The following is a 14,088-nucleotide window of genomic DNA, read 5'->3' on the forward strand; positions in this document are numbered from 1 at the left end:
TTTTGTGTGCATACTTAAATTACCAGGCAGCCATTATTCGTATCTCAGTGCCTCAATAGGGTCTAAATTTGCGGCTTTGTAGGCTGGATAAGTCCCAAATGTTATTCCGATGGCAAGACATACTATTACACCTGTCAGTACAGACATGATTGGAAAAGTCGGCGTCGCCTTTAAGAGGAGCCCGGCAAGGTTGCCTATCCCGACTCCGAACAGAATTCCTATTATGCCTCCGGAGACGGACAAGACAACAGCTTCAAATAAAAACTGTATCAGTATATTTTTCTTCTGCGCCCCGATGGCTTTTCTGACCCCGATCTCTCTCGTCCTTTCAGTCACGCTCACAAGCATAATATTCATAATGCCCACGCCTGCAGCAAGAAGCGCAATTGCGGCAATTACCATTGCCCCTATCTCGGCCCCCTGCTTAATGCCGTTAATAGTCTGCATTACGGTCTCGTTCGAGAATATTTCAAAATCGTTCTCTTCTCCTGCCCCTACCTTCCTTATCGTGCGCATGTAGCCTACTGCCGATTCAATCGTCTGGTCGTATGTATCCTTTCCGCGCGACATGACTGTAATGTTGATGCTGTTATTTGTCTTTCCGTAAAAACTCTGGTATGCCGTTATAGGCATTACAACAAAGTTGTCGCGGCTCTGTCCGAACATCTCACCCTGCGATTCATAAACCCCTATTACCTGGAGCTTCTTCCCGTCAACTCTTATATACTGCCCGATCGGATCGACAGACGTGAAAATCTTTTTTGCGACGTCTTTACCAACTACACAAACGCGGCTGTAGTGCTCAACGTCGGAGTTGTTTATTGCCCTTCCATCCTCAACAACCCACTTGTTGTTCGGCTGAGCCTCGGGTGTAATTCCGGAGATCTGTACGTTGGGATTTGTCTCAATACTTTCGTACTTAACTATCTTCCCGAAATTCCACTGCTCAGCTCCCACGTACTCAGCTATTGTCAGAAGATCCTTAAGTCTGTAATACTCCTCAAGCGTAAGATCCTTCCTGTTCCTGAATTTATCACGCGAACCCGGGCCACCTTCCTGCATGGCCGGAAACTTTTGTATCTGGAATGTATTCTGCCCCAGCATGGAAGTGCCTTCTTCAATGCTGTTCTGCAGCATTGCTATAACCGTGCTTATGGAAATTATGGAAAATATACCTACCACAATGCCGAGTATTGTTAGAAACGACCTTAACTTATTTACCTTTAAGGCATTGAATGCAACGAGAAATACTTCCTTGATCTTCATTATTCATACCTCAATGCTTCCACAGGATCCATCTTCGCGGCAGAATACGCGGGCGCGAAACCTGAAATTACCCCTGTAATTAGTGAAATACCTATTGCAAGAACGACTGCATCGGCCTGAAAGGAAGTAGGCAGAAACTGGTTTATTATTTTACTCAAAATAACGGCTCCTATAAGGCCTATCAGACCGCCTAAAAGGCAGAGCACTACGGCTTCAGTTATAAACTGCCCCAGTATCGTCCTTTTTTTGGCCCCTATTGCCTTACGGATACCAATTTCCTTGGTTCTTTCCTTTACAGAAACAAACATGATGTTCATAATTCCTATTGCGCCAACAAAAAGCGCAAGCCCCGTAATTATGAGCCCTACAATCTGTATTATACCAACCGTGCTGTCGTATATCTTGGTCAGGCCCTGCTGCTGATTAATTGAAAAGTCGTCTTCCTGGTGATATGCCAGGCCTCTTACCTTCCTCATTATCCCCTGGGCTTCCTCAACCGTCTTTTCTATCATCGCCGTATTTGCCACGCGGGCTACAATTGTCACGCTCCTGAAGTGCTCACTCTGAAAATACTTGAAAACGTTCCCGATCGGAAGGTACACCTGCTTATCCGGATTCATGCTTCCAAGCATGAAGCTCCCCTGCTCGGCAAGCACTCCAATTACTTTGAACTTCTGCCCTTTGATCTTTATTGTCTGATCAATGGCATCACCCCTGGGGAAAAGGATCTTCGCAACGTCACTTCCCAGAACCACAACGTTCCTGTTCCCGCGGCTTTCAACGTCGTTAAAGAACCTTCCCTGGCTGAAAGTAAAGTTCGTTGTACCCAGATAATCATTTGTGGTTCCGGTCAAAATGGTGGACTCGGTTGTAATTGCGCCGCTTTTCAGCGTTTGAGCCGTCCAGACCTGCGGCGCAATAGCTACGGGGAGCTTTGCCATTTCCTTGTACTTGGCAAAATCCTCCATCGTAATATTCCGCCTGTTCCTGGTCTTCCACCACTCCTCATCCTGGAACCACTTCCATTTATCGATATAAAGGTTATCTGAACCAAGAGCGCTGATGCCATTCTGGAATGATGTATCTATCCCCTTAATAGCAGTTGACATCAGGACAACCGAGGTTACACCAATAAAGATCCCTATTGCCGTCAAGGCAGAACGGATCTTATTGGCCTTAATTGCCCTGTATGAAATCGAAAGCCCCTCTTTTAGTTCGAACAAAAAATTCTTCATATCGCTTCTTTGCTTTCTTTTATTGGTTGACAGTAAATTTACGCCCGTTCGGTATGTACCTGTTCTTTACGGGCTCGTCACGTTCAATTAAACCGTCCTTGATCCTGATAATTCTTGCGGCATGCTCTGCAATGTATTCCTCATGCGTTACAAGAATAATTGTATTACCCTGCAGATAAATTTCATTGAACAAGGTCATGATGTCTTCACCTGTCTTTGAATCCAGGTTGCCCGTAGGCTCGTCGGCCAGTATGATTGCAGGCTTTGTCACCAGTGCGCGCGCAATAGCTACCCTCTGCCTTTGTCCGCCCGAGAGCTCGTTCGGCTTGTGGTGGATTCTGTCCTCAAGGCCCACATTGATGAGTGCCTCTTTTGCCCTTTCCTTTCTTTCCTGTGAGGGAACCCCGGCATAGATGAGCGGAAGTTCAACGTTATGAAGCGCATCGGACCTGGGAAGAAGGTTGAATGTCTGGAAGACAAAACCGATCTCCCTGTTTCTCACCTTTGCCAGGTCGTTGTCTGTCATCTGGCTTACGTTAACTCCCTTGAAATCATATATGCCGCTTGTCGGCGTATCCAGGCATCCCAGCATATTCATCAAAGTCGATTTGCCTGACCCCGAAGGGCCCATTATGGCTACATATTCATTCTTGTCTATCTTTATCGATATATCCCTTATAGCATGAACTTCTTCTGTACCAACCTGATATACTTTGCTGATATGTTCAATGTTTATTATATTCATTTTATATCCGATTCTTTAATTGCTTTATTTATTTAGCGCCTTTGCCTGCGCCTTCAACCCTTACGTTTGAATTCTCTGCCAGTTCGCGTGAAATGGCCCTGTATGAACCGCTTACAACCTTTTCATTGCCGGTAAGTCCGCTTATGATTTCAATGTAGTTGTCGTCGCTTATACCGGTCTTAACCTCTTTCATCTTGGCCTTGTTGTTTTCAATTACAAATACAACTTCCTTCGGCTTCTTGTCCTTGATCTTATCGTTCTTAACCTGGATGGGGCCGCTGTCTTCACCCTCTTTCTTCACTTCAGGAGCCTTGTTGCCCCTGGCTGTTACGCTCTGAATCGGAACGGAAAGTACATTATTCTTTGTTTCGGTTTCAATGTCTGAGTTGCAAGACATTCCGGGCCTGATGCTGTTGTCGGTATCGGTAAGCCTGATCTTTATTTCAAAGTTTACCACTTCCTGCTGCGTGCCTTCAGCCGTTGTCTTTGCGCTGTTGCCTATCTGTGAGACAACTCCCTTGAACTCTTTGTTTCCAAAGGCATCTATCTGAATCTTTGCAGTGTCGCCGAGCGAAACCAGCACCACGTCGTTTTCATCAACTTCAACCGTTGCTTCCATCTTCGAGAGGTCGGCAACCGTCATGATGTTTGTACCCTGGCTGAAGCCCGAACCAAGCACCCTTTCACCAAGCTCAACGTTGAGCTGGCTAATGGTGCCGTTCATCGGAGAATAAATAGTCGTCTTGTATAGGTTCTCCTGTGCTTCCTTGAGAGCTGCCTGGAACTGGGCTACAGATGACTTCTGTGAATCGAAATCGCTCTGTGCGCTCAGGAAATTTGACTTTGACTGCTCCAGCTCGGCGTCACTTGAAAGCTTCTTCCTGTAGAGCTCCTGAATTCTCTTATAATCAGCAGCTACCTTGTCTAAGACCGCCTTGCTCCTCTGCAGCCCGGCCTTTGCGCTTTCAAGCGTTGCGGCTGCCCTGTCGCGCGCTGCCATGTATGTATCAGGCTTTATTTTTATAAGCAGCTGACCTTTCCTTACAATGTCACCTTCCTTCACAGGAAGTTCAACAATCTCTCCGGTTACTTCGGGAGTTATTATTACCTGGTACTCAGGGTTAATTTTTCCTGTGGCAGATACCCTCTGTGTAATATTTCTTTTCTGTACAGATTCTGTCTGTACGGGAATGATCTGCTCTTTGTTACCGCTGAAGACGAGCAGTAAGACCAGGACAGTCACCATGAGCCCTATTCCGCTGAAAATATAAATTTTCTTCCTGGATTTCTTTTTGTTTCCGTTTGCCATTGAATTATCTCCCTTGCAATAAATTATTCAAATTTTTTATAATCTAATATACCCAAATAGTATTCCAGCTGTGATTTCAGCCTGTAGAAATCAAACCTGTTATTGATGTTCGTCTGCAGAGCAAGTGTATAGTTTGAGCTTGCAAGCAGAAGGTTGACAAATGTACCTGATCCTATGTTGTACTTTTCCTGTTCAATCTGGCGGTTCTGCTGTGCAGAAAGGACGTTCTTGGCGCTCACTTCCAGCCTTTTCTGTGCCGCCTGAAAATCCAGGTATGTTTTCTTCAGATCAATTTTTATCTGGCGCTCCAGCTCTGTTAATTCAATTTCCCTCGTCTTTGCCTGAACCTTCGAATACTCGACATTGTTTTCAGTGGCCCATCCGGAAAATATAGGAAGGCTTAAAGTCAGTCCAACCGAATACCCCCTGCTCTTAAAAAGCTCACTCATCGATCCGGCCGTTGATCCGAATGAATTATTGTTCGACAGCTGTGGATAATAATACCCTTTTGCTATTGTAATTCCGTTGTTTGCACTCTCTAATCTATATTGTGCGCTCTTATAATCCAGCCTATTATTTAGGGCATCTTCAACTGCAGCCCTGATGTTGCTGTACTGGTTTAAGAACTGCTCGCCTTCTAAAACCCTCGTAGTGTCGGTTTCAATCGGGTCAGATATGTTAATCTCCGACATCACATCCAGCCCTAAGTATGTCATAAGCTGGCTCTGATACGTATCCAGGTCATTTTTAGCCTGAATTAAAGCCAGTTCTGAATTTCCTACGTTTACCTGCTGGGCATAGACGTCAGCCAGCGTAACAGCACCAAGCTGGTTCCTTTCTGTAAAAATCTCAAGGTTTTTCTTGTTGTAAGCCAAATCATCTTCCCTGACCTTTAAGACCTGCTTTGCATTTAAGACCAGGTAATAGTCGGCAATTGTATTAAAAACGATATCCTGCTTTACCCTCTCCAAAGACAGGCGGGCAGCCTCAAGGTCGTTTTCTCTCTGCGAAATTGTGGCAAAGTTTGCCAGACCGTCAAACAAGGTCCACTGCGTCTGTGCCCCTGCCGTGTAGGCACGGCTTTCCTGGTTGCCCGACCTGAAAACCAGTGTACCTCCCTGAACAAATGTTCCCCCCGGACCCTCTGACCTGTCCCACCTCCAGCTTCCTGAGGCACCAAGGCTCGGCAAAAGCTGCCCATAGGCTGCCTTTAGGTTCGATTCGTTGGACTTCAGGCTTACAACATTTTTTGCTAATGTAGTATTCTTCTGCAGCGCTATTTTAACGGCATCATCCAAAGTTAAACTCTGCTGTGCCTTTGCATTAATGGAAAGAAGAAATATCATCAACAATGAGATATAAAAGCGCATTATTTACTCCTGTTATGTATCGGCGTGAAAAATAGTTAATCCCGAAAAAGTTTGCATTTTGAAGGATTTGAATCCCCCAAATGAAGCAATTAAACAAATTTTGCAATCTCGTATATTTGGACGAACTGAAAAGATGAAAAGTTACATAGGTCTATAAAAAAAATCGGGGCCGGCCCCTTAAAAGAATGGAAAGGATTCATTTGAACCCGTGAAGCCTCAAAAGGCTCAAAAAAACGGGAAATAGTTACTGTTTCAGGAACTCCTCTTTTATTTTCATGAGGTAATCATATGCTTCCTGGTAATTATTTCCTATCTTACCGTCAAGAATCGCGTCTTCAATGGCCTTCTTTAGCTCCCCTACTTTCTTTGAAGGCTTCAGGTTGCATATCTGCATTATTTCCTCGCCGCGGACAGGCGACTGGAAGGCTCTTAATCTGTCTTTTTCCCGAACATCCCGGACCTTATTCATTACTTTCTCATAGTTCGCAAGATACCTGGAGACTTTTTTTATGTTCTTGCTCGTAATGTCCGCGCGGCATAAGGTAATCAGATCCTCCAGGTCATCCCCGGCAGCCACAATAAGCCTCCTTATGGCGGAATCTGTCACTTCCTCGTCTACAAGCGCAATCGGCCTCAGGTGCAGCCTGATAAGCTTGGTTACATACTCAAGCTTTGTCAAAGGAAGCCTCATGCGGTGGAATATTTCCTCCATCATCCTGGCCCCTGCCTCCTCGTGCCCGTGGAATGTCCAGCCTGTGCCTTCAATAAACTTTTTCGTCTGCGGCTTTGCAACGTCGTGCAAAAGTGCGGCAAAACGGAGCCAGACGTTATCTGTCATCTCTGAAATATTATCTACTACCGTGCAGGTATGCAGAAAAACATCCTTGTGGTGGTAATCTTTCCTCTGGTCAACCCCGGCCAAATTGGCAATCTCAGGAAAAATTATCCTCATTATCCCAGTCTCGTAAAGAAGCTTTAAGCCTACCGAGGGCTTCGGGGACATCAGGATTTTCAGGAATTCATCCGTTATCCTCTCCTGCGAGATGATCTGAAGCCTCGAGGCCATTTCACCTGCTGCCTTGTAGGTCGTTTCATCAAGCTCAAAATTCAGTTGACTGGCAAACCTTACGGCCCGCATTATCCTTAAAGGATCATCGCTGAAGGTTACAAATGGGTCGAGTGGGGTTTTGATTACCCTCTTTTCTATATCCTTAAGCCCCTCAAATGTATCCAGCAGACTTCCGAAATCTTCACTGTTTAATGAAATGACAAGAGTATTTATGGTAAAATCCCTGCGCTTGATGTCGTCTTCAAAAGTCCCCTCTTCAACTACAGGCTTGCGGCTCATCCTGTTGTAGGATTCCCTCCGGGCTCCTACAAATTCCAGGTCCAGCTCCCCATACCTGAAGTGTGCCGTTCCAAAGTTCTTGTAAACCGCTATTTTACTTACTTTCAGCTCTTTTGCCAGGGCCGAAGCGTATTCGGTGCCGCTTCCAACGACAAGAAAATCTATTTCACTTCTAGGCCTTTGAAGCACCAGGTCACGTACATACCCGCCCACAATGTAAAGCTTAAAGCCCAGCTTGCCGGCAGCTTCTGAGGCTGTTTCAAATAAAGGGTTTTCCAGTAAATGAGACTTAAATTCCATAATAAAGGGTCAATCTTAAAAATATAAAGTTAACGAAAAAAAGCTTCCTTAAACAGCATCAATTTCAAAATTTACTGCCATTTTGCCTTTGAGAGTGTCATTTCTCCAAAATTAATGAACCAGTTCAACTTTTTCAGCCCCGGACGCAGCACCTCCTGGTAGTCATTATCGCCTTTGTAGCTTAATGCCATAACCATTAGCCTCCGGGCGTCCTGAAATTCCATGTTATTTAAGGCATAGCCTGAAAGCCTGAAGGCCGCATAGCTCGACTGGAAGCTCCCGACACTGATCCTGCCCGTCCACTGCCCCATAAAAGTGCTGTAATTTTCCTTAAGCCTTTCAGAAAGGTCACTTATAACGGGTATTGCTGAATAACTAATTGAGTCACTGTTCATCTTCTTTAATATAGTATACTTGTCAAAGTCGCTGCCTGAAAGATATCTTAAAGTCAGTGAGGTGTCCTTTAACAATTCAAGCCTAACCTGGCTTAAATAGTCATACTCCCTTGAGGCCTTCTGCCCCAAAAGCTTTAGGTACATGGCACGGGCTTCCTCAAAATTCTTATTTATTGCATATAAATCTGCCGCCATGAGCTCCAGGTTGTAGAAGTATGAGGTCTTATTGTACTTATCCAGATTCTCCTTTAGTACGTCCAGTGCCGCCTCTGGCTTATCCAGTTTCTTTAGGCTCATTACATATCCTAAAAGCGCCTGGTAGGATTCCGAATATTTAAGAAGCCTCCAGAAAAAATTCCCCGCCTCAGCATACCTGCCCGCGTTGTACATATCCCAGGCGCGCTCTATGTTTTCAGCCAGAAATCTTGCACAGACTTTCTTAAATATAGGCTTTCGCCCGTAATAATATTCCGCTTCCTCAGGGCTCCCTTTAGGGCTGTATAAGGAAATAAAAGCGTAGTACTCAGAAGTCAGGCTGCTTAATGGCCTGCGGTAAACCTCCTGGTAATCACCTCCCTTATAGATCTCCTTAAACTTATCTATTCCGTACTTATCTATGAGGAACCTGATAAAAGAGCCCGAGTATATGTACGAAAGCGAGGAGAGTTCACCGAAAAAATTAAGACCCTGAAACAGTCTTTCTATCGGAAACTTAAAGTTATTGTTATATGCAAGTGAAGCCATATAGTGAACCGTATGCCCGTCACTTTCGTCCTCAAGCGCTACAGCCAGCCCCTCAAGCAAAGATGGGTTAAATCCATAAGAGATCTTAAAGGGCGTAACACCAAATTCCGAAGAAATGCAGTGCACTATTTCATGCTGAAGTGTGCGTTCATAATTGCCGTAATTTATGTATAACTGGTAAAGCCACGGCTTTGCCACGTCGGCATTTGCACTGCCGAAGAGATCTTTTTTTTCTTCTGAATCATAGAACAAAAACGTTGTCACCTTCTTTGAAGGCTTTACCTTAAGAGCCTCTGATATCTCTTCAAAATAATATTCGTTGTGAAGAAGGATATTCTTGACGGCTTTAGCCTCAATTCTGGTGTCGTAATATATTTCAAAGTGCTCGGAGCTGGCGTGCCCGGATAGCTCACGGATAAGCCTGGACTTAGTAGTTGAATATCCCAAAGAGTCGCCGGAAAGGATAAATAACACCGCTGTAAGTAAAGTAACAGCATAGAACGCTGCCTTGCGGCCAGCCTTAATATCCTTTTTCCTTATAAGCCTTAGTGCCGCACAGGCTGCGGAGGCAAAATATAATATGTTCAGCAGTCTGTAGATTATGAGCTTAAAATCAATCTTTACCGCCTCGTCGTAAATTGTACCCGGGTAATACCCTATAATTGGATTATAAAAATATATCTGGGGATTAAAATAGATATATAAAACAGGCAGAAATAAAATTATAAGAAAAAGAGCCGTAAAAATGATATAGCTGTACTTTTTTGACACAGGATAACAGATTACCCCAAGTGAGCTCCCGACTGCTGAAGCCGGCATGGTAAAGACCAGGTAATAAAATACCCCCTGGATTAAAGAACAGTTTTTTGTAAAAAGCGCTGCAATTAGTCCCATTGCAAGAGGAAGTAGAAATATAAGAAGTATGCTTGGAAAGAGTTCCCTGAGGAAAATGGCCGCGTCTTTTTCAACGGCACCCTTCTTAAGAAGCGAGATTGCAAGTATGCCGCTAAATAAAGTAATGAGTATTCCGTTTATGGCGGAATACTCATACCCTAAAAGATTAGTAAGGGGCAGATTCAGAAGTACTATGTTGCCTATTAGCAGCAGTAAAAGTTCAAAAGTCAGTATTTTCTGTTTGAATATGGCTTTCATCAATTAAGGTTTAATATTCCGCCCCGGCAACCCTTTCTATACGGGCACCCATTGAGATCAGTTTTTCTTCAATTCTCTGATAGCCTCTGTCCAGGTGATAGATTCTGAGCACTTCGGTTTCTCCCTCAGCGGCAAGGCCCGCAAGAACCAATGAAGCGCTGGCCCTAAGGTCGGTCGACATTACCTTTGCACCCTTAAGCTTTTTCACACCTTTAATTACAACGCTGTTTTCCCTGATCTCAATATTTGCACCCAGACGGTTTAACTCCGGCACGTGCTTGAAGCGGTCAAGATATATTGAATCGGTAACCGTTGAAACCCCGTCGGCCAAAGCCATAAATGCTGTCCACTGCGCCTGCATGTCTGTTGGAAATCCCGGGTAAATGGAAGTTGCAACTTCAACAGGCTTTATATCATTCAAGTTTGTAGCATCAAGTTTAATGCATGATTTATCAACCGTGAGATTTGCCCCGGAATCTTCCAGCTTTACTAATACAGCATCCAGGTGACCAGGGGTAACGTTCTCAAGCTCCACTTTCCCGCGCGTAATTGCGCCTGCAATAAGAAGTGTACCGGCCTCAATCCTGTCCGGTATATTTGTTGTCTCAGCTGCCTTAAGCTCGTCAACGCCCTCAATTTCCATTACTGAAGTGTTGATGCCGTTTATCCTGGCACCCATCTTGACCAGGTATTCTGCCAGGACAGTAATTTCAGGTTCAATTGCCGCGTTCGTAATTATTGTGGTCCCTTTGGCCAGCGTTGCAGCCATCATAAGGTTTCCTGTAGCCCCAACGGAAGACACGTCAAAATGGATCCTGGCGCCTTTAAGCTTATCGGCCTTTGCAATAATATAGCCGCCGTCAAGCTCAATATCGGCTCCCATTTTCTTTAAGCCTTCAAGATGCAGATTTATAGGCCTCGGACCCCAGGCGCACCCTCCGGGAAGAGATACCTTGGCATACCCGAATCGCGATAAAAGTGGGCCTAAAACGTAAACCGATGCTCTCATTTTCTTTACGTGCTCATAAGGAGCTGTCTGGCTTGTAATGTTTGACGTATCGAATCTTAATGTAAAATCCTTAAACTCAGTCTCAACTCCCAGGTTGTTCAGAAGCTTGATCATCGTATAGACATCGTTGACTTCAGGAGTGTTATATAAAACATTCTCTCCTGCATTTAACAGAGCCGCGGGCATAATAGCCAGTGCCGCGTTCTTTGCTCCGCTTACTGCTACTTTCCCTTTTAAGGCTTTTCCACCTGTAATTACAAATTTATCCAATTTTCATCCTTTAGCTAAATAGTATCAAATATATTTAAAATTTTACAATGGTTCCATTTACGCCGACAGCATAGACCTTCTTGCCCGGAGTCAGTTTTATCCTGCTTAAAGAGGCAAATACATTCGTCCTGGCCTCCGACCAGTTTAAGCCCGAATCACTAGTAAGGAGAACTTTACCCTGGTTGCCTACAATGAAACCTATTTTTTCATCAATAAATTCAATTGCCGACAGTCCCGAATTAAGGCTCCCCTTAACCTTCCTCCAGTCCTGGCCTGAATTGTCCGTCATAAAGACTTCCCCGTTGCCGCCTGCGGCAAATCCTGTCCTGCTGTTTATAAACTTAACAGCCCTCAGATAGTTTGAGCTGAAGGAGGGCCTTTTCTCCCAGCTGAGTCCTTTGTCCATAGTTCTGAAACACTCCCCGTTCCAGCCTACAATAAAACCTGTCCTGGCATCCGGAAAATCTATGTCGAACAGTGTATTCTCTGACGGAATGTCCACTCTCACCCAGCTATCCCCTTCATCCGGAGTCCTGAGGACAGTGCCTCCTGCTCCCAGAATAAACCCGGTTGAGCTGCTAGTGAATTTTACCCTTAAAAGTACGTCCGTGGACCTGACATCTACCCTCTGCCAGCTCAGCCCCTGATCGCCTGACCTTAGGACTAAGCCCCCTTCACCGACGGCAAAGCCCACGCCTGAGCGCGTAAAGGCAACGTCAAAGAGGGTCCTGTCAATAGGCGTTTGAATTTTCTCCCAGCTCTGCCCGGAATTAACTGTCCTTAAAATAAGCCCCTTACTGCCGCAGCAAAAGCCCGTCGAATCGTTTGTAAAGAAAACTGAGTTAAGGTCATCCTTCAGGCTGCTGTTTAATAGGTTCCACCTGAAATATTTCAGCTTTTCCCCGCTATAGCCCGGAATCAGGGCCTGCTTTTCTTTACCCGCCAGAGCGGGAGCAAGTGGGTTCCGCCCGCTTTTCCAAAGCTCAAGCACCTGCGAAAAAGAAAAATAAATTATACCCAGAAACGAAACTACGATTAAAAATGAATAAAAAATAGCTTTAAACTTATACCCTTGTGAATTTCTCTTTTGCCGCAAGGAACCTTCCTGCCCCGTAAAAACAGGCATGTCACCTTCCAGAGCCTCAAGCTCAAACAAAAACTCCTGGCACGTGGAAAACCTTGCCTGAGGCTTTTTACTTAATGCTTTCTTGATTATGCTGTCGATCTTTGCCGGCAAGCCCGGCATTAATGCAAGCAGGTCCGGTGGATCTTTCTTCAGGTGCCCTTCGGTTATCTCCTGCTCGGTTTCAAAGTTAAAGGGCGGAGCCCCGGCTAGCATTTCAAACAAGGTAATGCCTATAGAGTAGATGTCGCTCTCAATATTGGCTTCTTCCCCTTTTATCTGCTCTGGACTCATGTAAAGAAGCGTGCCAACGTTTCTTCCCGGGCTGGTAAGCGTTTTATCAACTATGGACTTCGATATTCCGAAATCCATTATCTTGGAAACACCCTCTGAGTTAATAATTATATTTGAGGGCTTGATATCCCTGTGTACAAACTTTTTCGAATGCGCGTATGCTGCTGCTGAAAGGACCTGCTTAATAATCGGTAAAGCCTCGCTTAAATCCAGCCTTTGCCTTTTTTCAATCAGATGCTCAAGCGTCTCCCCTTCAACGTATTCCATTACAATTCCAAGGAGGCCTTCCTCTTCAAGATATCCGAAAACAGGAACAATGTTCTGGTGTAAAAGCTTGGCCTGGTTCTTAGCCTCTTTTTCAAACCTTTCCTTGAAACGGGCATTCTTTACAACCTGCGGCTTTAAGATCTTGATGGCAACGTACCTGTCCAGCCTGGTGTCTAAGGCTTTATAGACAATACCCATGCCGCCCTGGCCCAGCTGTGAGATAATCTTATAATTATTTATTACTTTGCCGATCATTTTTGACTTAAAAATAAATGGAAATTTACAGGAAGTGTCAGATAATGCCGATTTTTTTCAGCTAAAAGTAAAAATATAATTATGCAAATACAACTTCATGAGCCGAATAAAAACCTATTTCCCGGTCTTTTTACCCTTTAAAGGCTTATCCGTATCCTCATCAAACTCCAGGTGGAACTTGTGCAGGAACCTGTGGAAAACAGGAGCAAAAAGAACACCTACAATTACAAGGAAAACAATGCCGGAGAACAATGCATAAGCCGAAGCAAAAAGTTTGCCTGCCCTTGTACTGATTGGGTTTACAGGACCCATGCCGCCCAGGATCATCGAAGAATTCAGAATTGCATCTACCCAGCCCAGCCCCTCAATGTAGTGGTAGCCCGCAATTCCAGCAAAAAGCGAAAGCACAACAATGCCTGAGGCCACCCAGAAGTGGTTCAGCATTCTTAAGAGGAACTCGGCTTTGGGAAGAAGAGGCTCGTGGCGTTTTTCATACATAAGGCTCCTCCATTATTTCACTTACAATACGGGTATGGCTATGAAAAATCCACCCCTTTTTCCCGGCTCTTCCTCTCCCAGAAGTAATCTATTCCATACCTTCCGCTGCCGTAGAGGAAAATTGTAATTGCTATTGTTAGCAGCGTCAGTGGGAACTCAACTCCTGCGGGAGCAAAAAAACCGTTTGGCAGGTGTACCCTGAATATTGCAACCAGCATTATTACTGCAATTCCTGCCGAAGCAACCCTTGTTATAAGGCCGAGCAGAACCAGTATGCCGAAAATGAATTCACCAAATGCATCCATATATGCAAGAACAGGCGGGATCCCCATGCCTGTAAACATCCCTATCGTTACACTAAGCCCCTTTCCACCAAAGGCACCAAAGACCTTCTGTGCCCCGTGGGCAATAAAGACAACTCCCAGAATAATTCTCAGTAAAAGAATTACAACAGAAGCATTTACCCATGGCCCGAACAGCAGTTTCTTCATAGTACTCCTCTCTTGGT

General features: G+C 44.8%; 11 protein-coding genes. All 11 read right to left on the reverse strand.

The genetic code is table 11. The features are described 5' to 3' along the window. Nucleotides 1-33: 33 nt before the first annotated feature. On the reverse strand, nucleotides 34-1,266 hold the full coding sequence (locus HF312_00080) for an FtsX-like permease family protein (protein ID MCU7518579.1): 1,233 nt from the start codon (nucleotides 1,264-1,266) through the stop codon (nucleotides 34-36). Continuing rightward, nucleotides 1,266-2,501 carry an FtsX-like permease family protein gene (locus tag HF312_00085; GenBank protein MCU7518580.1) on the reverse strand — a complete coding sequence of 412 codons (1,236 nt, stop codon included), beginning with the start codon at nucleotides 2,499-2,501 and terminating at the stop codon, nucleotides 1,266-1,268. Before HF312_00085 ends, HF312_00080 begins: the two co-directional genes overlap by 1 nt. Before the next feature lie 19 nt (nucleotides 2,502-2,520). Further along, a complete protein-coding gene (locus HF312_00090) occupies nucleotides 2,521-3,246 on the reverse strand; it encodes an ABC transporter ATP-binding protein (protein ID MCU7518581.1) in 726 nt (241 codons plus the stop codon). A 28-nt stretch (nucleotides 3,247-3,274) separates the two neighbouring features. Then, entirely contained in the window at nucleotides 3,275-4,555 is a 1,281-nt protein-coding gene (locus HF312_00095) for an efflux RND transporter periplasmic adaptor subunit (protein ID MCU7518582.1), read from the reverse strand. A 23-nt stretch (nucleotides 4,556-4,578) separates the two neighbouring features. Then, nucleotides 4,579-5,925, reverse strand: coding sequence for a TolC family protein (locus HF312_00100; GenBank protein MCU7518583.1), 1,347 nt, complete (start codon nucleotides 5,923-5,925; stop codon nucleotides 4,579-4,581). Nucleotides 5,926-6,169: 244 nt separating this feature from the next. Beyond that, nucleotides 6,170-7,573 carry an HD domain-containing protein gene (locus tag HF312_00105; GenBank protein ID MCU7518584.1) on the reverse strand — a complete coding sequence of 468 codons (1,404 nt, stop codon included), beginning with the start codon at nucleotides 7,571-7,573 and terminating at the stop codon, nucleotides 6,170-6,172. Between the two features lie 71 nt (nucleotides 7,574-7,644). Next, nucleotides 7,645-9,864, reverse strand: coding sequence for a hypothetical protein (locus HF312_00110; GenBank protein MCU7518585.1), 2,220 nt, complete (start codon nucleotides 9,862-9,864; stop codon nucleotides 7,645-7,647). Between the two features lie 10 nt (nucleotides 9,865-9,874). Continuing rightward, complete coding sequence (murA, locus tag HF312_00115; GenBank protein ID MCU7518586.1) at nucleotides 9,875-11,143, reverse strand: UDP-N-acetylglucosamine 1-carboxyvinyltransferase; 1,269 nt, start codon at nucleotides 11,141-11,143, stop codon at nucleotides 9,875-9,877. Between the two features lie 34 nt (nucleotides 11,144-11,177). After that, nucleotides 11,178-13,082 (reverse strand): protein kinase, encoded by a 1,905-nt coding sequence (locus HF312_00120; protein MCU7518587.1) that lies wholly within the window; start codon nucleotides 13,080-13,082, stop codon nucleotides 11,178-11,180. 114 nt (nucleotides 13,083-13,196) lie between these two features. Beyond that, nucleotides 13,197-13,580 (reverse strand): hypothetical protein, encoded by a 384-nt coding sequence (locus HF312_00125; protein MCU7518588.1) that lies wholly within the window; start codon nucleotides 13,578-13,580, stop codon nucleotides 13,197-13,199. Between the two features lie 38 nt (nucleotides 13,581-13,618). Then, nucleotides 13,619-14,071, reverse strand: a complete 453-nt coding sequence (locus tag HF312_00130) for a DoxX family protein (GenBank protein ID MCU7518589.1) — start codon at nucleotides 14,069-14,071, stop codon at nucleotides 13,619-13,621. Between the last annotated feature and the right edge of the window lie 17 nt (nucleotides 14,072-14,088).

The organism is Ignavibacteria bacterium (assembly GCA_025612375.1).
GTDB lineage: Bacteria > Bacteroidota > Ignavibacteria > Ignavibacteriales > SURF-24 > JAAXKN01.